Annotated in this window: 15 protein-coding genes; 8 read left to right on the top strand and 7 right to left on the bottom strand. The window is 48.8% G+C overall.

Translation table 11 applies throughout. The annotated features are described in order from the left end of the window. Positions 1-42: 42 nt before the first annotated feature. From dctP to L3Q72_RS04265, 7 genes are all read left to right on the top strand, one after another. Entirely contained in the window at positions 43-1083 is a 1041-nt protein-coding gene (dctP, locus tag L3Q72_RS04295) for a TRAP transporter substrate-binding protein DctP (RefSeq protein WP_275131436.1), read from the top strand. Positions 1084-1160: 77 nt separating this feature from the next. Further along, positions 1161-2567, top strand: a complete 1407-nt coding sequence (locus tag L3Q72_RS04290; protein ID WP_275131435.1) for an ethanolamine ammonia-lyase subunit EutB — start codon at positions 1161-1163, stop codon at positions 2565-2567. After that, positions 2564-3433: an ethanolamine ammonia-lyase subunit EutC gene (gene eutC, locus L3Q72_RS04285; RefSeq protein ID WP_275131434.1), complete on the top strand. Its 870-nt coding sequence runs from the start codon at positions 2564-2566 to the stop codon at positions 3431-3433. Before L3Q72_RS04290 ends, eutC begins: the two co-directional genes overlap by 4 nt. Positions 3434-3542: 109 nt before the next feature. Continuing rightward, on the top strand, positions 3543-3854 hold the full coding sequence (locus L3Q72_RS04280; protein ID WP_275131433.1) for a hypothetical protein: 312 nt from the start codon (positions 3543-3545) through the stop codon (positions 3852-3854). A gap of 189 nt (positions 3855-4043) precedes the next feature. Beyond that, on the top strand, positions 4044-4595 hold the full coding sequence (locus L3Q72_RS04275) for an NAD(P)H-dependent oxidoreductase subunit E (protein WP_275131432.1): 552 nt from the start codon (positions 4044-4046) through the stop codon (positions 4593-4595). Next, positions 4596-7733 (top strand): FAD-dependent oxidoreductase, encoded by a 3138-nt coding sequence (locus L3Q72_RS04270; protein WP_275131431.1) that lies wholly within the window; start codon positions 4596-4598, stop codon positions 7731-7733. After that, positions 7726-9498 (top strand): NADH-dependent [FeFe] hydrogenase, group A6, encoded by a 1773-nt coding sequence (locus tag L3Q72_RS04265; RefSeq protein WP_275131430.1) that lies wholly within the window; start codon positions 7726-7728, stop codon positions 9496-9498. Before L3Q72_RS04270 ends, L3Q72_RS04265 begins: the two co-directional genes overlap by 8 nt. Before the next feature lie 271 nt (positions 9499-9769). Here L3Q72_RS04265 and L3Q72_RS04260 read toward each other — a convergent pair whose 3' ends face one another. The 4 genes from L3Q72_RS04260 to L3Q72_RS04245 form a co-directional block, all read right to left on the bottom strand. Beyond that, positions 9770-11614, bottom strand: coding sequence for a GGDEF domain-containing phosphodiesterase (locus L3Q72_RS04260; protein WP_275131429.1), 1845 nt, complete (start codon positions 11612-11614; stop codon positions 9770-9772). A 330-nt stretch (positions 11615-11944) separates the two neighbouring features. Next, entirely contained in the window at positions 11945-13540 is a 1596-nt protein-coding gene (locus tag L3Q72_RS04255; RefSeq protein ID WP_275131428.1) for a methyl-accepting chemotaxis protein, read from the bottom strand. A gap of 375 nt (positions 13541-13915) precedes the next feature. Then, the gene (locus L3Q72_RS04250) at positions 13916-15796 is read right to left on the bottom strand and encodes a methyl-accepting chemotaxis protein (protein WP_275131427.1); all 1881 of its coding nucleotides are present in this window, start codon (positions 15794-15796) and stop codon (positions 13916-13918) included. A 604-nt stretch (positions 15797-16400) separates the two neighbouring features. After that, positions 16401-17279 (bottom strand): LysR substrate-binding domain-containing protein, encoded by an 879-nt coding sequence (locus L3Q72_RS04245; RefSeq protein ID WP_275131426.1) that lies wholly within the window; start codon positions 17277-17279, stop codon positions 16401-16403. A 167-nt stretch (positions 17280-17446) separates the two neighbouring features. Here L3Q72_RS04245 and nagE point away from each other — a divergent pair, with 167 nt between their 5' ends. Then, positions 17447-18904 (top strand): N-acetylglucosamine-specific PTS transporter subunit IIBC, encoded by a 1458-nt coding sequence (gene nagE, locus L3Q72_RS04240; protein WP_275131425.1) that lies wholly within the window; start codon positions 17447-17449, stop codon positions 18902-18904. 32 nt (positions 18905-18936) lie between these two features. Here the strand turns inward: nagE and menE are convergent, their stop codons facing one another. The 3 genes from menE to menB form a co-directional block, all read right to left on the bottom strand. Further along, a complete protein-coding gene (gene menE, locus L3Q72_RS04235; protein ID WP_275131424.1) occupies positions 18937-20361 on the bottom strand; it encodes an o-succinylbenzoate--CoA ligase in 1425 nt (474 codons plus the stop codon). Beyond that, positions 20349-21338: an o-succinylbenzoate synthase gene (gene menC / locus L3Q72_RS04230; protein ID WP_275131423.1), complete on the bottom strand. Its 990-nt coding sequence runs from the start codon at positions 21336-21338 to the stop codon at positions 20349-20351. Before menC ends, menE begins: the two co-directional genes overlap by 13 nt. A gap of 100 nt (positions 21339-21438) precedes the next feature. Then, a complete protein-coding gene (gene menB, locus L3Q72_RS04225; protein ID WP_275131422.1) occupies positions 21439-22305 on the bottom strand; it encodes a 1,4-dihydroxy-2-naphthoyl-CoA synthase in 867 nt (288 codons plus the stop codon). Between the last annotated feature and the right edge of the window lie 3 nt (positions 22306-22308).

Below are 22308 nucleotides of genomic sequence, written 5' to 3'. Positions count from 1 at the left end.
CGGGCAACGTACCGCCAGCAAATAATCCACTGGAGGGATTTTATGAACTCAAGACGTAAGTTTTTAACAGGTGCAGCAGCACTGACCGCTGGTACTATGCTGGCTCCCGCAAAAACCTTTGCAGCAAGCCCAAAGATTAAGTGGCGCATGCAGACCTACGCGGGCCCGGCACTGGCAGAACATGTCGTTAAGCCAGCAATCGAAGCCTTTAACCGCATTGCGGGTGACGAAATGCAGATTGAGCTCTATTATGCCGATCAGCTGGTTCCCACCGGAGAACTGTTCCGCGCTATGCAAAAAGGGATTATCGATGCCGTTCAGTCAGATGATGATTCCATGGCTTCTCCAACTGAAGTAACAACCTTTGGTGGCTATTTCCCATTTGGCAGCCGCTATTCACTGGATGTGCCTGTACTGTTCAATCAGTACGGCCTGGATGAAATCTGGAAAGAAGAATATGCCAAAGTGGGTGTAAAACATATCTCCGCAGGGGCATGGGATCCATGTCATTTCGCTACGAAAAAGCCGATTAACAGCCTGAAAGATCTGAAAGGGTTAAGGGTATTCACCTTCCCGACAGCAGGCCGCTTCATGGCTCAGTTTGGTGTAGTGCCAGTATCAATCCCATGGGAAGACGTAGAAGTTGCCCTTCAGACTGGTGAGCTGGATGGTATCGCCTGGTCAGGTATTACTGAAGACTACACCGTTGGCTGGTCTAAAGTGACGGAATACTTCCTTACCAACAACATCTCCGGAGCCTGGATTGGTCACTTCTTTGCCAATATGGACCGTTATAACGCGCTTCCGGAGCATCTTAAAGAACTGCTTCAGCTATGTATGGAAACGTCACACTACTACCGCCAGTGGTGGTACTGGGGTGGTGAAGCCAAACTGCGCGTAGGAGGCAGCGATATGAAGCTAACGACGATCCCTGATGAGGAATGGGCAGAAGTTGAAGCGGATGCGCACAAGTTCTGGGATGAAATTGCAAAAGAGTCTCCAACCAAAGCCAAGATTGTTGAAATATTTAAGCAATACAACGCAGATATGCAGAAAGCGGGCAGACCTTACCGCTACAGCTAATCGCGGCTAACAACAGCGGCACGGATCTCTTCCGGCCGCTGTTTTCATATCTGATTTAATCACTGATAGAGAAGACTATGACTGCAACATATCGTTGGCAACAGGGAGATAAGGTATACCACTTTGGCTCCCTGGCCGAATTAATGGCGAAAGCGACACCAGAACGCTCTGGTGATGCACTGGCAGGAGTTTGTGCAGAAACAGCTGAGCAAAGAGTTATAGCACAGATGACTCTGGCTGAGCTGCCGCTGAAAACCTTCCTGAACGAAGCCGTTATTCCCTATGAATCCGATGAGATAACCCGCCTGATTACCGATAGCCACAATGCCAGTGCGTTTGCTCCTGTCTCCCATATGACAGTAGGAGATTTCCGTAACTGGCTGCTTAGTGAGGAGGCAGACGGAGAAGCTCTGGCCAAATTACGCTATGGACTTACACCTGAAATGGTTGCCGCTGTGAGCAAGATTATGCGCAACCAGGATCTGATTCTGGTTGCTAAGAAATGCCGCGTTATCACTGCCTTCCGTAACACTATCGGCCTGGAAGGACGGCTCTCCACACGTTTGCAGCCAAACCATCCGACCGATTCACTCGACGGCATCGCAGCAACCATCTTTGACGGCCTGATGTACGGTAGTGGAGATGCAGTAATAGGAATTAATCCAGCCACAGATAATGTGCCGCAGACCATTAAACTGCTGTCAATGCTGGATGAGGTGATCCAGCACTATCAAATTCCGACCCAGTCCTGTGTGCTGACCCATGTCACCAATACGATTGAAGCGATAGAAAAAGGTGCGCCCGTAGATCTGGTGTTTCAGTCTATCGGCGGAACTCAGGGAACCAATGAGACCTTTGGTGTAAACCTCAGTGTTCTGAAAGAAGCGCAGGATGCCGCTCTTTCTCTTAACCGGGGAACCGCAGGCAACAATGTGATGTACTTTGAAACCGGGCAGGGAACTGCGCTCTCCGCTGATGCTTATTTTGGCGTAGATCAGCAAACCTGCGAAGCCAGAGCTTATGCTGTTGCCCGTCACTTCGACCCCCTGCTTGTGAACACAGTGGTAGGATTTATTGGCCCTGAGTACCTGTTCGACGGTAAACAAATTATCCGCGCCGGCCTGGAGGATCATTTCTGCGCTAAATTGCTTGGGCTGCCTATGGGCTGTGATATCTGCTATACCAACCACGCTTATGCTGACCAGAATGATATGGACAATCTGCTTACTCTTCTGAGTGTGGCCGGATGTTCGTTTATTATGGGAATTCCCGGCTCTGATGACATTATGCTGAGCTATCAGACGACCTCATTCCATGATGCACTTTATGCACGTACAGCACTGGGCCTGAAACCTGCCCCTGAATTTGAAAACTGGCTGACACAGATGCAGATATTCAGCGATGTCAGCCAGGTACAGCTCAACAAAAAACTGGCCAGCTCCTTTAACACCTCAATATCTCTGTTAGAGCAGGAGGACGCATGAGTAATCTTACCAAGCAACAGACCTCAAAGGATAAGGGGTTGGTAACCTCTAATCCATGGCAGAGCCTGAAACAGTTTACTTCTGCCCGTATTGCGCTTGGCCGGGCAGGAAACAGCATCCCCACAAATGAGCTTCTGGCTTTCCATCTGGACCACGCTCGGGCGATAGATGCCGTACACAAAGCGCTGGATGTCGAAGCACTGCATCAACAGCTTTCAGCTTCGCAACCCTTGCATTTCGCAACGGCTAAATTGCCAGGTGTAGTCAGCAGTAAAGCCAGAGACAGAATAACCTACCTGCAAAGGCCGGACTTAGGGCGTCAGCTTAGCGAGTCATCCTGGCAACAGTTGGCTAAAGTGGGTGCCGAAAGCAATACAGATTACGACTTAGCCATAGTCGTAGCAGACGGGCTGTCTTCTACCGCAATCCAAAACCATGCCGTACCCGTAATAGAAAGGCTGGTGACCAGACTAACCCGTGATGAGGGACATAAGTGGTCGATTGCACCTGTGACAATCGTTACTCAGGGCAGAGTCGCAGTAGGCGATGATATTGGTGAGTGCCTGAAAGCAAAAATCACCATGATACTCATCGGAGAGCGGCCCGGGTTAACCTCCCCTGACAGCATGGGAATATACATGACCTGGAATCCTAAGCGCGGAGCTAAGGAGTCCAGCCGTAACTGTATATCTAATATCCGGCCCGAAGGCCTTGGTTATGATGAAGCATGCCACAAAGCCTGTTACCTGCTCAGTGAGTCTATAAGGCTGAAAATATCTGGTATTGACCTGAAAGACCGCTCTGCCGGTGTTGAGGAAAGTGATGAGCTTGAATCAGCCTCCACAAGCAGTTTTCTGCTTTCCTAAAAAGTAGGCTCCAGAACAGATTGACCAACCAGCTTATCTACCGATAGTATTGACCAATCTTATTTATTACCGACTTTATCATTACGAGTCGAATATCAGGTTGAGAACAATGAAAAAAATAAGTTGGTTGGGCGATTACGACGAAGTCATCTTCGCCAGAAGCAGTATGTTTACCTTTGGCGCATTTATCATCTTCCTGACAATTGTTGTTATTGTTGGTGCTGGTTTAGCAGATTTTCTGTCTTTAATCCTTCCGGGCCTGTTCGGTTTGGTCGGTCTCTTTTTTGTCTATAACGGACTGTTTGCCACACCTAAACTCATCGTCGAGCTGGCTGAAGCCACATCAAAAAGCGAAGTATTTATTCTGATCAATATCCTTGCCACTCCGGTCTACTGGGTCTGGGCGAGACTAAAGAAATAGAATATTCATACAAAATCTCGTTCCCACGCAGGGAGTGAAGTGACCCCATAAAGTACATAAAATGTGACTTCTGACCATTTTTCAAAAACATCCTGACCATATTTATCCCATAATTTCTTTATGGGTATCAGGGTTAGGAACAAAGTTGTACGCCCGATGCATTTCATGTCTGAGAAACGGAGATTTCTAATGACGGAACATGTGAGCGGTTGTAACTGTTGTGAAGAGCTGACTGAAGAACAAATGCTTGAGCAACTGGATGAACTTATTGGGGATTATCCGGATAAGCTCGGAGGATTAATCCCTGCACTACAGATTTCACAAAGCCGGTTTGGCTATCTTCCCGAGAGCGTTCTGAAGCAGATTAGCGCCCGGTTCAATAAATCCTACAGCGAAGTGGCCGGCGTGGTCGGCTTCTACTCTTTCTTCTCTACTGTACCGCGTGGCCGGTATGTGGTCAGGGTATGCCTGGGGACTGCCTGTTATGTGCGCGGTGGCAACGAAGTACTTTCATCTCTGAAAAAAGAGCTGGGTATCGATGTGGGAGAAACCACTGAGGACCGGCAGTTCTCTCTGGATGTGGGCCGCTGCTTCGGTGCCTGCGGGCTTGCGCCTGTCATTATGATTAATGACGACGTACATCAAAGGGTAAAACCTGCCAGATTGCGTGAGTTGCTAAAAGCTTACGCCGATGAACAGGCTGAAGTCTCATGCACCACCAATGCTATGGAGGATGCCTAGATGAACCTGCCAATAAAACGCATCTCTTCATTTGAAGAACTCAAAAAACTGCCTGAGCAGCTTAACCGGGCGGAAGGCGTCAGTCAGATACTGGTCTGCGCCGGTGGCGGCTGTCTGGCTTCCGGGTCGGATAAAGTGGCCGCAGCCCTGCGGGAGCAGATAGAGGCTCAGAACCTTAACGACAAAGCAAATGTTATCTCTGTGGGCTGTATGGGCCTGTGCGTTGAAGGCCCGGTAATGCTGATGCTTGATGATATGACCTTCTATCAGCGTGTTAAGCCGGAAGATGCCGAAGAGATCATCACTCAGCATCTGCTCGGTGGCCAGGTGATTGAACGCCTGGTTGCCCGTGACAAACATGGTGACAAAGCGGTGCCTTCCATTTCCGATATCGAATTTTTCAGCAAACAGACCAAAATCGTTCTGCGCCACTGCGGGCAGATTGATCCGGAAAGCATTACCGAAGCGCTGAGTGCTGGTGTTTACCAGGGCATTGGCAAGGTGCTTGATAGCATGAGTTCCGACGATGTTATCGAACAGATGAAAATCTCCGGTCAGCGTGGCCGTGGCGGTGCCGGTTTCCCTACCTGGATAAAATGGAACACCACCCGCAATAGTCCAGCCGATCTGCGTTATATCCTCTGTAATGCCGATGAGGGGGATCCCGGTGCTTATATGGACCGCAGCGTACTGGAAGGTGACCCGCACAGCCTGATTGAAGGCATGATTATCGGTGCCTATGCCATTGGTGCGGCTGAAGGTTTTGTCTATGTGAGGGCAGAATATCCGCTCGCCGTATACCGGCTGCAGAAAGCCATTGATGAAGCCAGACAATATGGCCTGCTGGGCGAAAATATTCTGGGTTCTGACTTCTCATTCAACCTTGAAATCAGAATGGGTTCCGGGGCTTTTGTCTGCGGAGAAGAAACCGCGCTGATGGCATCTATCGAAGGACGCCGGGGTGAACCGCGCCCACGCCCGCCTTTCCCGGCTCAGAAAGGACTGTGGGACAGGCCTTCCTGTCTGAACAACGTCGAAACCTTTGCCAGTGTTCCTGAGATCATAAACCGCGGGGCTGAGTGGTATGCCTCCTTTGGTACAGAAAAAAGTAAGGGCACCAAGGTATTTGCGCTTGCCGGAGCAGTACGTAATACCGGGCTGGTAGAAGTGCCCATAGGTACCAGTCTGGGTGAGCTTATTTATGATATCGGCGGTGGTATCGTCAATAACAAGCCGTTTAAAGCGGCGCAACTGGGCGGTCCGTCCGGCGGATGCGTACCAAAAGAGCATCTGAATGTACCTCTGGATTACGAATCACTCAGTGAACTGGGCGCCATTATGGGCTCAGGCGGGCTGATTGTGATGGATGACGACGCCTGTATGGTGGACGTTGCCCGCTTCTTCCTGGAATTTGTTCAGGAAGAATCCTGCGGTAAATGTGTCCCCTGCCGCGTCGGCACCAAGCGGATGCTGGAAATACTGACCCGTATCTGCAACGGTCAGGGCCAGATGGAAGATATCGATAAACTGGAAGAGCTGGGCGAGCTGATTCAGGAAACCTCTCTGTGCGGGCTTGGTCAGACTGCGCCTAACCCTGTGTTATCAACCATACGCCACTTCCGCGAAGAGTATATTGAGCATATCAGAGACAAACACTGTCGTGCGGGTGTCTGCCCGTCACTGGTTCGCGCCCCTTGTCAGACAGCCTGCCCTGCCGGTGTTGATATTCCGGGCTTTGTCTCTTTAGTTGGTGAGAAGCGCTACTACGAAGCGCTGCAACTTCACCGCAACCGGAACCCGTTTGCCAGTGTATGTGCCAGAGTCTGCTTCCATACCTGTGAAGATAAATGCCGGCGATCCTCTCTGGATCAGCCAGTCTCTATCCGGGGTATCAAACGCTTTATGGTGGATCAGGAGGTGGAACTTCAACTGCCTGAAATCCGCTTTAATGAAGTCAATGCTGGTCGCAAAGTAGCCATTATCGGTGGCGGCCCTGCCGGGATTTCCTGTGCTTACTTCCTTGCCCGGCTGGGTTATAAGCCGGTTATCTACGAAAAAGAGCCGCGTCCGGGCGGAATGCTGGTACAGGCGATTCCGGCTTACCGCCTGCCAAGGGAAACCATCGCCCGTGAAATCCGTATGATCGAGAATATGGGCGTCAGCATAAAAACCGGTATGGCTCTGGGGCGGGATTTCAGTATCAAACAGCTTATTGATGAGGGCGCCGATGCCGTCTTTGTCGGTATTGGTGCGCCGCAGGGGGTAAGCGTTAACCTTCCGGGCATTGATTCTGAATCTGTGGTGGATGCAATGGCATTTCTGCGTGAATACAACATTCGCGGATCCGTACCTGTCGGAAAAAATGTCGCGGTTATCGGTGGCGGTAATGCGGCCATTGATGCTGCCCGTACGGCAATCCGGCTGGGCGCTGAAAGCGTCACTGTGCTTTATCGACGTACCCGTGAAGAGATGCCGGCCTATGCAGAGGAAATTGACGAAGCCATTCAGGAAGGCGTCACCATCAAAACACTCACCGCTCCGCAGGAGATCGAAAGCAGCGCTGAAGGCAAAGTCGCCGGGGTGAAATGCAGACACATGCATTTAGGTGACTTTGACCGCTCAGGCCGCAGACGTCCTGAAGCCGATGAAGACGGCATCTTCAGTGTGGCGGCGGATCAGGTCATTCTGGCTGTGGGACAAACCATGGATACCAGCGTGTTTGATAACCAGTTGGAGATCAACGGCAAAGGCTGGCTGCAGGCTGACCCGGTTACCGGCCAGACTTCAATGGAACGCGTATTTGCCGGAGGTGACTCTGTAACAGGACCTATGTCTGTGGTGACTGCAATCGCCGACGGTGAACGGGCTGCGGTGGGCATTGACCACTTCCTTAGCGGAGAGAAGCACGCCTTCTGGCGCACCGAGCAGGAAAATACCACCAACTATGATCCCGACGCCGATCCTGTCCCTTACCCAAGAGAGAAACTGCGGATGATTCAGGTAGAAAAACGCAGAAACAACTTTGATGAGGTGGAACAGGCGTGGAACGAAGCAGAAGCGACCCGCCAGGCGAAACGTTGTCTGCGCTGTGATTATGGAAAATGCCCGGTTCAGCCGGAGGAGGCTTCTGATGCTTAAGGTAACCATTAACGGAAAAGAGATAGCAGCAGGCGAAGGCACTACCATTCTGGAAGCAGCAAAACAGGCGGCTATCCACATCCCTACCCTCTGTTTTCTGGAGAAGCTGGCACCCATTGGTGGCTGCCGCGCCTGTCTGGTTGAGGTAGAAGGCGTACGGACTCTGAAAACCGCCTGCTCCACACCGGTTGAAGACGGTATGAAGGTGATGACTCACAGCCCGCGAGTACGGGATGCCCGCAGAAAAGTGGTTGAGCTGATCCTGTCAGAACATGATGGCGACTGCCAGGTCTGTGACCGTAACGACGACTGTGAACTTCAGCGTCTGGCTGCGGAACTGGGTCTGAAACAGGTGCGCTATCCCGGTGAAAAAGCGGCCGCCCATTTTGATGACAGTACACCCGCGCTGCTACGTGACAGCGGAAAATGCATTAAGTGCCGTCGCTGCGTGACCGTCTGCTCTGAAGTACAGGGCGTTGGTGCCCTCTATCCTCAGGGACGCGGCTTCGATACGGTGATCGGTCCGGCATTTGCTCACGACCTGAGTGATGTGGCCTGTGTTCAGTGCGGGCAGTGCGCCGCAGTTTGCCCGGTTGGTGCCATCACAGAGCGCAACCATGTTCAGGAGGTCTGGGAAGCGCTTGATGACCCGGAGCAGTTTGTTGTGGTGCAGACAGCTCCTGCCATCCGCGCCGCACTTGGCGAGTGCTTTGACTGTGAGCCGGGCACACTGGTCACAGGTAAAATGACCAGCGCCCTTCGTCAGCTCGGCTTTGATGGCGTGTTTGATACCAACTTTACCGCCGATCTGACCATTATGGAGGAAGGCTCTGAGCTGCTTAAACGGCTAAAACAGGCAATAGTGGGCGATGGCAATGTTTCGCTGCCAATGTTCACCAGCTGTTGTCCGGGCTGGATTAACTACGCCGAATATTACTGCGCAGATATGCTGCCAAACCTATCAAGCTGTAAATCACCACAGCAGATGTTCGGCGCGGTCGCTAAGACCTATTACGCGCAAAAACTGGATATCAGGCCTGAACAGATGACCGTCGTCTCCATTATGCCCTGCACGGCTAAAAAGTATGAAAGCCAGCGGGGCGAAATGGCCGACAGCAGCGTGCAGGATGTGGACTATGTTCTGACCACCCGCGAACTGGGCCAGATGATCAAAGAAGCCGGTATCAACTTTATGGCGTTGCCCGATAGTGAGATGGATGCCCCGCTGGGCCTGAGCTCGGGCGCGGCAGATATCTTCGCCAATACCGGTGGTGTTATGCAGGCCGCGCTGCGCACCGCTTACGAACTGGTGACTGAGCGCGAGCTACCCGCAGAGAACCTGCGTGTCACTCCGGTAACCGGGCTGGAAGGAATCAAAGAAGCATCGGTTGTGATTGAAAATCCGGTAGCCGACTGGTCATTCCTTGAGGGCGTGGAAGTGAAGGTTGCCGTATCACACGGTCTGGCTAACGCCCGTAACCTGGTGGAGCGGATAAAATCCGGCGAGAAAACCTATCACTTTATCGAAGTGATGGCCTGCCCCGGCGGCTGTATCGGCGGCGGCGGACAACCACGCCTGACCAATGACGCTGTTCGCATGAAACGGATCAACGCTATCTATGCCGAAGACGAAGGCAAACTGATGCGTAAATCCCATGAAAATGCGGCTATTCAGCAGTTATATACCGACTTCCTCGGCCAGCCACTTGGTGAGAAATCACATCACCTGTTGCATACTAAGTACAAACGTAAACCTGTGGTTTAAACTCTGGAAAGAAATCACCGGCTGAGAAAGCCGGTGATTTTTGTGGTGGCAGAGGTGGAAGTAAATGGACAGACTTTATCCAGCATTTTCAATAGAACATGCAAAACTCGATCAGCTCCTGAAACGCTTTTGCCCCTTTCCAATTTAGCGCAATTACTCAGCAGCGGATTACTCTGCTGAGTTTGCCATACGTGAGGTTATGGCAGATACCAGAACGGCGCTGCACGGGAACTCCCATTTCCGAACAAGGTCGGCAATCCTAGCCAGTAACTTATTCCAGCATTTTTATGCAATTTGCAGGCTGCAATTGCGCTGAGGAAGTAGATTGCTCTTGACGGTACCTGGATAAAAATGGGTAGACTTCTCTTGCCGGCAAAGGCTTGCAGAATAAATAGCCTTGTGCCATGTCACAGCCAAGAGAGAAAAGCAGATTCAACTGCTCCTCGGACTCCACTCCTTCGGCGATGACCAGCATATCCAGGTTATGACTTAGATCGATGATTGATTTGACGATGGTCCTGTCATGGGGACTTGAGTTTATTTTATCTATAAATGACTTATCAATTTTAAGAATATCCGCTTCAAGCTGTCTAAGGTAAGAAAGGGATGAGTACCCGGTACCAAAATCATCAATGGAGATACTGAACCCGGCCGTTTTCAGTTTTTGGAACAGTGACAGAGCGCGCTCTGGATCTTTGATTAACAGTGACTCGGTAACCTCTAGCTCAATCATAGACGGATCTATATCATGTTCATACAGCTCTGATTTGATATCCTCAAAGAATCTGGGGCTTTCTACTTGCTGAGCTGAGATATTAATGGCAATACGGCCTGAGAGACATGTTTGGCTGCTCTTCCAGAGGTTCAGCTGGCGACAAACCTCCCTTATTACCCACCTTCCAATGGGTATCATCTTCTTGTATTTTTCAGCTATGGGAATAAACTCTGCTGGGGATATTGGCCCCAACTCAAGATCATTCCAGCGCAGTAAAGCTTCCATACCGGTAGTATGCCCGGTTATTAAATCGACCTTAGGCTGATACACCAGACTAAACTGTCCTTCCTTTACTGCGATATCAAGTTTTCTTGCCAGCTCATACTCTCTGGTAAAACTTAATCCAATTGCTTCTGTATAAGGAGTGTAGCTACGACAGGCTACCTTCCCGTTATACATTGCCAGGTCAGCTCTTGCCAGGATCTGCGTTATACAAAGACCATCTGTTGGCCATGTCGCTGAGCCTATACTCGCATCAAGAAAATGCTCCTGACCCTCAACTATTACCGGGGATTTGAATGAATCTTCGATTAAATTTGCCAGAAGTGAAGTAGACATATTGGTCGCATTCTTATGTACTGCGACAAACTCATCACCGCCGACTCTCGCAACAAAACTACCTGAGGGCATTCTGGCCTCTAAACGCTTTGCTATTTCGTTTAGTGCCCGATCACCGACAAGGTGTCCGTAGGTATCGTTAAGATCTTTAAAACGGTTTAGATCTATGAATAGTACTGCAAAATGGTTTTCCTTCACTTGGGGCAAACAGGTTAATCCTTTGACCTCTTGTAAAAAATATGCCCTGTTAGGTACCCCGGTAAGGCAATCAAAATATGTCAGTTTCTGAACAACACTCTCTGCTGACTTTTGAGCCGTAATGTCCTTCTTCTCAGCAAGCACACATACAATCTCATCACGGGTGTTTGTGATGGGAGATATTATGTTTTCTACAATATACTCGTGTCCGTCACGGTGGATGTTAACGACCTCTCCCTTCCATTGTTGCTTAGCCTCAATCGTGCGATAGATGTCTTGGTATACCTCTTTTGCTGTTTTAGCAGATCTCAGAAAATCAGCGTGTTTTCCAAGTAACTCATCGCAAGTATATCCGCTCATTCGTTCGAACTTTTTATTCACATATACGATGCGCTTTTTGTCATCGAAGATAGCTACTGAGTTAGCGCTTTGGTCAACAATCGAAAAGAACAGCAGATATTTTTCATCTAAAGCCATGTCCGTAACCTTGCAGTTACGGATAAATGTCGGCTGCAACGTAGCTACTAAGTTGAGGTTGCCGCGAACAATATCTATTAGTTTGGGTTTAAAATTACTTTTATTCATCGTGAAGTCCTTTCCACAAGTGGTACCTTTGCTGATGCAATTTTGTATTCCCCTCCCCCCATTGGAGTAACAGTTTAGATTCATCGTATAAGGCGGTTGTAACATTGTGGCTACATAGCTAATAGTTATGTGAAGGGTAGATTCATTCCGGTGAGGCAGTCATGCTAATGACTATCCTCGCGTTTAACGACAATTTGTCGCTGTTGCGGGACGTGTTGTTTAACTTCTGCCCTAAAAGAGCCATAGAGCGACTACTTAGCAACGAATCACACAGCTAAGTCATGTTACACTACAGCTTAAAGCTGCTCTCAGCCTAGGAGCAAGGCAACATCAGAGTGTGTATGAATTAACATCCTCACGGATAGAACTGGCATACTCAGTAAGGATGGTTGCATCGCCAGCAAGCTGCTTAATCACCGTATCTGTATTTTCTACTTCAGAACTAATGGCCATCAGGTCATTGTTAATAGAGTCGCCCACAACTCGCTGTTGCTCTGTTGATGTAGCCACCAGCTCATTACCCTCAGACAGAAGGGCTATACGCTCTACAATAGCTTCTATCGCTACTCCTGCTTCTTTTGCATAGCTAGTCGCATTGTTCGCACGCTCTAAGCTGGAAGTCATCTGTTCGACTGAAAGAGTTGTGTTTTTTTGTAGTCCTTCAATCATCGTATTGATTTGAGTCGTTGATTCCTGAGTGTTGTGAGCCAGTTTGCGAACCTCATCAGCTACTACGGCAAATCCCCGGCCTTGCTCTCCGGCTCGTGCAGCTTCAATTGCCGCATTTAGTGCTAACAGGTTGGTTTGTTCGGATATAGCGGTAATGACTTCGACTATGCCACTAATTTTATCTACTTCGGTTTCTACGTCTGTAATAGCCTGGGCACTCTGAGTTAATTCGGTATCTAGCGAGTTGATTTCTATGGTGCAGGCCTGCAGTTTTTCAGAACCAAGCACGGCTTGTTCGTGTGTAACTTTGGTCTCATTAGACGTGCTGACGGCATTTAGAGAGATATCCCGGACAACAGCTGCGTTCTCTTCCATCGATACGGTTATTTTCTCAATCTGAGAGAACTGAGAAGATACAGATGTGGAGGTAGTGCTCATGTTCTTATCAAGTTCAATCGCTATCTCTGACAGGCTATCCGATACCGTTAGTTGTTGACGCATTAACTCGTTCAAATTTTTTCTGGTGGTATCGATGTGCTGGGCGATAGTGGAGAACTCGTCTGTCCCACCCAGCAGAAGCGGTTCGGTAAGATTTTTACCGGCGATTTGATCCAGTGATTTAATGATAGTGTTTACGCGGCGTGTTATCTGCCGACGCACTGTTACAATCAATACAATGAGAGCCGGGAAAATGCATGCAAATCCATAAAAAGCGTGAAGTAGGTGTTGTCTGAAGATGGTTTCTGCCACGTCCAGGTAAGTGCCACCCACTACCCTCCAGTTAGCGCCAGGTGAGGGAAAAACATAAGACACTTTTTCAAATTTTTCCTCTCCACCCGGCTTTGTATTCATATAGTAAACGGCAGAGGGTACATCTTTTTTAAGTGCTTCAAGCATCAGTGCGTTTTTGCTTATCCCACCTTCCTTTGTTTCGTCGGGAGGATAGATAAGCAACTCGCCATCACGCCCCATAAGGAAGAGGTACCCACTACCATCGTTCCCCCACGTTAAGCCTTTTACAATTGGTCGGACTTTTACCAGAAAGTCATCTTCGGAGGTGCTATCGTCGTATATTGAATCAAGTAGATTATACGCAGCTTCAACCTGGCTTTTCATTCCGAGTTCGGTTTCCTCTCGAATCGCTTCACGGCTATCAAGCATGAATATGACTGCTCCCGCCATACAGCACAACAAAGTCGCTATGGTAATAAACTGAATTTTTCGTCCCAGAGTTAACTTATTTAATAATTTTTCCATCATTAATCTCAAATGAGAATTCACGCCAACTATGTATTGTGTCAATAGATTGTGGTATTAATTGCTATAAATTATGGAGATATTGTGGATTTATTGACCACTCCATCGCTCCCCCCCTCTGGCAGACCCTGAAGCGACGTAACCTTTTAGAGAATCTGGGAAACACGATTGTAGTTTGCTGAGGGGAGTTAAGCTTCTTCATTCCTTCGAACAAGTCACTGCCGTAGTGAAACAGCCAGCATGAAGCAACGTCACTAGGGTTAACAAAATGTTTAGGCGAATATTCGTGTGGTTCTGATAGAGTTGGCTTCAGTTAGTTGATGGCTAGTCATAGGGAGAGCAATTAACCGCTACTCCCTTTCCCAAATAGGTTTGTTAAACGCGGAAAAATGATAATTCATCTTTCTGCGTTGCCGCCAACTGAGACAACTCCTGAGACGCTTGGAGCATTTCTTCAACAGCAGCAACATTTTGCTGGACTAAATCAAAGGTCTGAGTTGTATTTTGCGATATTTCCTCAGTAACACAGTTCTGTTGCTGAGATGCTGTAGCCACAAGTGTATTTATCTCAGAAATTGATTCTACAGAAGTATAAATCGACTCGAACGCTGACTTAATACCGTCAGCTAGAGCAACTGACTCTTCCATCAACGCCTGGTTCTTCGCCATGTTCTCAGTCGCTTTTTCGGACTGATTCTGGAGTTTAGTGATAATGTCTTGAATGCTCACCGTCGACTGTTGTGTTTTGGACGCGAGATTTCTCACTTCGTCTGCAACAACAGCAAAACCTCGTCCCTGCTCACCGGCACGAGCGGCCTCTATTGCCGCATTTAAAGCCAGCAGGTTAGTTTGCTCCGAAATCCCATTAATCACCTCAATTACTGAACCAATTTCTGTTGCATACTGACGAAGTTCATCAACAATTGCGGCACTCTCATTTACCGATTTATCGATGTCACCAGATAGCAATACGTTCTTCTCAAGTGCCTCTTTCCCTTGATTTACACTTTCTTGTGCACCCTTGGCAGCTTCTTCTGCCATTGCTGCTTTATTACTCACTTCAGTAGAAGTGGAGGACAGTTCATTTATTGCGGTGGAGATCTGTTCAACCTGAGCCAATTCTAACTGTGAGTTAGATTTAGAGTCTTTCATGATCACATTAAGTTCTTCAGATGCAGTTGCCACACTCTCTGAGATGGAAAGAGAGTTCTTGATGAGACCTGTTAGCTGTCTGGATAAGTTAACGAAAGAGCGATAGATGCCAGATTCTTCTCCGTTTACCACTACATTTTGGTTCAATTCACCCTCAGACATTTTTTCTATGAGTCCAGCAATCTCGTCTGGGGTGCCGCCTACAGGTTTTAAAACGAGTTTTTCTAGCACAAAAAGTACCACAATTATCGCTAACACCAGGCTAATCAGTCCAATTATTAGCGCAGACATTAGCTGACTATTGGCACTTTTTTCGATTTCTGCTGTTCTCAAGTACGTGACATACTGCCACCCTGTAATATCGACTTCCCCCCAGAACGAAGTGAAGCGAACATCATCTCCTTCGACAATGGCAGAGTACTGTAACTCTGGAGAGTCACTGTTGAAGCTCTTATACAGTGGACGCTCTTCAAATATATTCTTACCCAACAATTCATTGTATGGTGCAACCAAAATTGAGCCTTCCGCTGTGTAAAGAAACATATCTTTTCTATCGGCCATACTCCCAATGATTGACGACAACTCGACAGTTACCAGACAGGCAATATCACCTTCAAGCCTATACGCTAGTGCCAGCACTTCTACTCCCTTCGTTTGGGAAATAAATGGTGGTGAAACGAAGAAATCCGTATTCTCGTTAAAGACAGCGTTCCAGTAGCTGCGGTTTAACGTTCTGACATTAAAGTCTAAGCGAGTACCTTCCGAGTTATAGATAGTTCCGTCTCGGGTGAAAAGGTATGTACCAAGGCTTACTTTCTCAAGGTTTCTTTGGAGGGCTTGGAGTTGATTTGAAGCAGGCTCAGATAAGCGGTCAACCACATCAGACGATGTTATTTTTATGGATACTAGGGCATTTTTGTAACCCTTAAACCTTTCCGCCAGCGTGCTCTCTATTGAATGATTTTTCTCTCGAAGAACATTTTTGTTTAGTTCGACACTTTCGGATTTAAACGCGATAAAGTCCATTGCAACTAGCAAAACGACAATCACAACGATTAAACCAGATAAAGTTGCAGCAACCTTAACTTTAAAACTATTCATCATACCTAAGCCTGTTTTTATAATAAATTCAACAATTTTAACTAGGTATAATATCCTGAAGTGTTATTCATCACGATGAATTACAACAGACAATTCCTTGCACGTATGAAAACGAGCATTGCATCAAAAGGAATGCTGTTTGGGTGGTTTTTTATGCTTATTATCAAGTGGTTATGGTTTGTAGGGAGTGTGCTATATGTTGATTTTACAGAGAAACTCACACATTCACGCCGATTATTCAACCGAACTAATCAACAGGCTCACAGTTCGCAGGAGGAGCTTTACGCCGTTTTACTAGGTGGTTTTGCATGTTCTACTGAAAATTCCGCATAAAATAACTCCAGAATCACGGTTAAGGGTGGAAAGTTATGTCCAAAAGCTTTCATGGTCGGCATCTCACATAGAGGTGTCGATTGCCATCTTGGGATACCAGAGGTTATCCGAAGGGTAGATCGCTGCCGAAGCCCCAAACTCATTTTTGTCCAGTTTCGCCTCATAACCTCAAGTAAGCTTGCATGATTCTGGGCTAAAAATGTTAATGGGTGGACTGTGAACGTTTCTTGAAGTATTCCTTCACCGCATCCTGGCTTACGTAACTTCAAGCAGCTTAAGCACTCTCCTTCAACCAATTGTAAAAGGTCTTAATTTTCGGACGGTTTTCCGTTCCGGACGGGCAGATAAAGCTGTATTTCAGATCGGTTTTTATTCCGGGAAATGGCGTAACCAGGTCACCCGCTTCTATTTTGGATTTCACAAAAAGATACCGGCCGATGGCGATGCCTGCCGAGTATCCGGCGGCTGAGATCTCCATTCCGCGCTGGTCAAACCGGTAAGACTGGCGGTATGGGTCAATGGAAAATGTCATATGGCTCAGCCACTTTTCCCAGGACTTAGAGCCAACTGCATGCAGAAAGTTAGCCCTTGCCAGCGCCTGCTCTTCGCCGGAAAAAAGCCCCAGTCTGTCGGCATACTCTGCCGTGCAAACCGGGATATAAGTCTCTTCAAACAGCGGCTGGCAATGCATATCGCTCATCTTTTCCCCACCGTAATAAACCGCCGCATCAATGTTATTTTCAATGAGATCCTGGTGCTTATCGTGGATCAGGACTTTCAGATTAAATCCGGGAAAACGTGATTTAAAATCAGCCAGACGCGGAATAAGCCAGCCATGAGCAAAACTGGGCGCTACCGCTATGGTTAATTCCCCATGTAAATCGCTGGAATTAATCTCACTAATTTCATAAAAAATCGCGTTCAGAGATTTCGCCAGAGTCAGATGAAAACGGCTGCCCTCCGGCGTCAGTTCCAGCTTGCGCGTTCCCCTGACAAAAAGGGTAAAACCCAGCTCAGTCTCCAGCACCTTAATCCTGTGACTCACCGCACCCTGCGTGAGGTTTAGGGCCTGAGCAGCCAGTGTAAAGCTAAGACATTCTGCAGCTACATTAAAAGTATGCAGGTTCCTTAAAAGCAGTTGATCATTTGTCACCAGATGCCCTCTCCACCAGCCTATGCATTAAAAATTTTAATGCATACTAGCGAACATTTAGTTTGTTTGCACCGCAAATTAAGAATTAAATGCTGTTTCTTCGAAAGATTTCGAACATGTATCCAAATTTAATATAAATATTTTTAATTCATAAAACAGGTGTACGAATGAATATACTAGGTTACTTGCAGAAAGTGGGTAAGGCGCTGATGGTGCCGGTTGCCACCCTACCGGCAGCCGCCATTCTGATGGGTATCGGCTACTGGCTGGATCCGGTTAGCTGGGGCGCGGATAACGTCCTGGCCGCCTTCCTTATCAAATCCGGCGGAGCGATTATCGACAATATGGCGATTCTCTTTGCAGTGGGTGTGGCTTTTGGTCTTAGCCACGATAAGAACGGCTCTGCGGCGCTATCCGGTTTTGTCTGCTTTATGGTACTTACCACGCTTTTGAATCCCGGCACAGTAGCTCAGTTGCTGCATGTCTCTGCCGACGAAGTACCGGCGGCCTTTGATAAGATTGGTAACCAGTTTATCGGTATTCTTGTGGGTATTGTCTCTGCTGAGATATATAACCGCTTTTCCGGTGTCACCCTGCCAAAAGCGCTGGCCTTTTTCAGCGGTAAACGTCTGGTTCCGATTCTGACCTCGATTGCCGGTATGGTGCTGGCGTTTGTATTCCTGTACGTCTGGCCGGTTATCTACGATGCGCTGATTATCTTTGGTACCAAGCTGGAATCAATGGGCGCTCTTGGTGCCGGACTGTTCGGCTTCTTTAACCGCCTGCTGCTGACCATAGGTATGCACCACGCGCTTTACCCTGTGTTCTGGTTTGACGTTGTGGGGATTAATGATATTCCAAACTTCCTGGGCGGTGCTCAGTCCATTGCTGAAGGTACAGCGGTTGTGGGCAAGACAGGCATGTATCAGGCCGGTTTCTTCCCGATTATGATGTTTGGTCTGCCGGGCGCAGCACTTGCGATTTATCACTGCGCGGATGAGAAAAACAAAAACTCAGTCTTCTCCATCATGCTGGCGGCTGCGGTAGCGTCTTTCTTTACCGGTATCACAGAGCCGCTGGAATTCAGCTTTATGTTCCTGGCACCGCTGCTTTATCTGGTTCACGCTGTGCTTACCGGCATTTCAATGTACATTGCTGCGAGCATGGAATGGATGGCAGGATTTGGTTTCTCGGCAGGCTTTGTTGACTTTGTGCTCTCCAGCCAGAATCCGCTTGCCGTGAAATGGTACATGCTGATCCCGCAGGGCATTGTCTTCTTTATGATTTACTACGGCGTGTTCCGCTTCGCCATCCTGAAGTTTAACCTGAAAACGCCGGGCCGTGGTGAAGAGACAGAAACGGCGGCAAATCAGGAAGATATCCCTGAACTGACGCTGGAATATATCGAAGCCATCGGCGGCAGAGAGAACATTGTCGAAGTGGACAACTGTATTACCCGCCTGCGCCTGACGGTGAAGGACTCCTCTCTGGCCGATGCCGACAAGCTGAAAAAACTTGGCGCAGCAGGCGTTGTACCTATGGGCAAAAGCGGCCTGCAGGTGATTGTCGGCCTGGGTAAGGTGGATAAAGTTGCCGAGCAGATGAAACTGGCTATGGCCAACTAACTGACTTCCCCCAGAAGTGCAATTTCGCCTGGTCAGCGATTTTGCACTTCACTTTCAAACCACTCTTTTAGCGCCGCTCTGGAAACCTTTATGGTTCCGCTTTTGATATCCGGCATATCAAAAAACGCATCCGGAATCTTAAACTTGATTAACTTGTCGGTGAGCCACTGCTTCAGTTCTAACTCTGCAACCGGGACATCGCTCTGGATAATCGCAACGGGCCGGTAGCCAAATTCTTCGTTCTCGACAGGAATAACGATAGCCTGAGAAACCTGAGGGTGCTTGCAGATGGAAACTTCAATCTCCTCACAATGGATATTCTCACCACCGGAGATAAACAGGTTATCTGCCCGGCCAATCACCTTTAACTCATCCCGTTCCCACTCGCCAAGATCCTTGGTATCAAACCAGCCATCTTCCTGAGAAACAGGTGTCAGATTGCCGCGTTTGTAATACCCCTGCGCAATGGTATCGCCTTTGATAAAGATACGCTGACGCTCCAGCTTTAGCTTACGTTTGGGCAGAACACGCCCCGCTGTTAAGGCGTCATCCACTCGTTTTGCCGTCACCGTAGAGGCGGCCTCAGTCATTCCGTAACCCACCCAGGCTTCGATGCCAATCGCTTCTGCCCGCCTGCCAAGCTCAGCCGGAATATGGCTTCCACCCAACAGCACATGGTTCAGAGCGAGCGGCTCACCGCTATCCAGCAGACGCTTTAACTGAGTTGCCACCAGAGAAGCATGAGTCACCCCGGAGATATCTTCGGACAAGTTCCCTGCCCCCACTTTTAAACAGGCACCGGCATGCAGCCAGCGGTATACAATCGCAAGTCCCGAAACATGGTACATAGGCAAACTAAGCAGCCAGGTATCTCCGGCCGTAAAGTGGAAACGCTCAAGCAGACCGGCGGCTGATGCAAAATGCTGGACTGAGGTGTGAGCCACGGCTTTCGGCACGCCGGTGGAGCCGGAAGTAAATACAATGGTAGCCAGCTTCTCTGCGCTGTAATCATGTTCAATAACCGGCAGTTCAGTACCGAACCCGGAGCCTATCTCATATTTCAGCAGCGAAGAGCGGACGATGGAAAGCTCGCTATCACTGTAACCTCTTCTGACTTTTTCCGTCAGCCAGATCCTCACCCGCCCTTTATCGGCATAGAGAATATTCAGTTTACTGATAAGCACCGGCATCGGCTGCGGCATCATAAAGGCAGCAACAGCGCCCAGCTCCTGACAGGCAAGAAACAGAATAAGCATGGAAGGATGGTTTTTACCCACCAGAGTGACCACGTCACCGCTTTGGACTCCCTGAGCCTCAAGCAGGGTGATACACTTGCTCACCTCTTCACAGAGGCTTTGCCAGTTGTAACTCTTTTCCGCAGTGATCAGCGCATACGAAAGCGGGCTCTGCTGAGCCCACTGTCGCCATTTTGGTGCCTGTGACTCTACGACTGCCATGTCAGTGTCTGTTCACTCATCGGTACAACAGGGGCTTCACAGCCCGGCCAGGCCACTTCAAGCTGAGCTTTAAACAGCTTAATGGTATCCAGACCCGGCACCTGCTCAGGTGTCTGCCAGCGGGCAAAGCGGGCAAGCTGAGTCAGACCCAGGCTTGATTCAATACTGGAACTGATCACCACATTTATCGCCATGCGTTTAGCTTCTTCAATCAGAGACATGCAGCGTTTAACAGATCCAATCAGGGTTGGCTTAATTACGATAACCTTAGCTCCGGTCAGATGAGTCAGCTCAAAGCCCGGCTCTCTAATCGCTTTTTGCAGCGTTTCATCCCAGGCAATGGCAATACCGGTATCAATAGCAAAGGCAAAACTCTGCTCAGGCTTTTCGCAGGGCTCTTCAAGAAACTCAATACGCTGACGGAAAGAAGGGTTGATGTAAGTAGCAAACTTCTGCGCTTTTTCCGGTGTCCAGGCACGGTTAGCGTCCAGACGAAGGCTCAGCTCCGGAATGCTTTCCAGAAACAGATTGGTGATCATCCCGTCTCGAATCGGCTCGTAAAGGCCCACTTTGATCTTGGCGACCTTTTTCCCGGTAGGCATAGCCGCCAGAACCGGCAGCATGGAATCCGGGTCTCCGGTACATAAAGGCGCACTAAAATAGTTGCCTTCTTCCGGCAGCTCTCCCGCCAGTTCCAGTTCTGCCATAGAGAGACCAAAGGCAACGGAAGGATACAAAGAATCAAAATCAACTGAACCACCAGCAACCCACAGCTTCAGTTGTTGCTGAAGTTGTTCCCCGGCTTCATCAGCAGATTCCAGACTAAAGCCAGGCAGTGGCGCCACTTCCCCGTAAGCACTTTTTCCGTCCTCGGTAAGCTCCAGAATCCAGCCATCTCTCTGTTCCAGCTTATTGTCTCTGAGAATGACCCCGCTATCCATTGGCAGCAAATAGCGATATAACTTGGCATTGCGCATAAAAAATAACTCCAAACCCCAACGTAATTATTATTCGTTCAGAGGCAGCAACCAAGCCACCTCTGAAAGCTGACAGCTAATAGCTGATAGCTTTTATCCCTTACGGGTTACGCGGGAACTTGGAGAAGTCAGGTCTTCTCTTTTCATTGAACGAGTTACGTCCTTCCTGGCCTTCATCTGTCATGTAGAACAGCATGGTTGCATTACCCGCAAGCTCCTGAAGACCAGCCTGACCGTCACAGTCCGCATTCAGAGCCGCTTTCAAGCAGCGCAGCGCCATTGGGCTGTGCTGAAGCACTTCACGACACCAGCGGATAGTCTCTTTTTCAAGCTCAGCCACAGGCACAACTGTATTCACCAGACCCATATCCAGAGCTTCCTGTGCATCGTAGAAACGGCAAAGGAACCAGATTTCACGCGCTTTCTTCTGACCCACGATACGAGCCATGTAAGAAGCGCCCCAGCCACCGTCGAAAGAGCCTACTTTAGGACCCGTCTGACCAAACTGAGCATTTTCTGCCGCAATTGTCAGGTCACACATCATATGCAGTACATGACCGCCACCAACCGCGTAGCCGGCAACAGAGGCGATAACAGGTTTTGGACAGGTACGGATCTGACGCTGGAAGTCCAGAACGTTCAGGTGGTGAGTACCTTCGTCATCGCGGTAGCCGCCGTAGTCGCCACGGATCTTCTGGTCACCGCCTGAGCAGAATGCATCTTCACCCAGACCGGTCAGGATAATAACGCCCACGTTTTCGTCATAGCGCGCGTCTGCCAGAGCTTTGATCATCTCAGTTACTGTCTGAGGACGGAAAGCGTTGCGCACCTGAGGACGGGCAATAGTGATTCTTGCGATACCATCTTCAGATTTGTGATACTGAATATCTTCGTATTCAGAACTGCAGTCTGTCCATGCTACCGGTGCGTACAGCTCTTCTTCAGTAATTCCAACGGTTCTTGCCATGAT

This window comes from Vibrio sp. JC009 (genome assembly GCF_029016485.1).
Lineage (GTDB): Bacteria > Pseudomonadota > Gammaproteobacteria > Enterobacterales > Vibrionaceae > Vibrio.
Note: the sequence above shows the minus strand (reverse complement) of the source record. Positions and strands in the feature narration are given on the sequence as shown.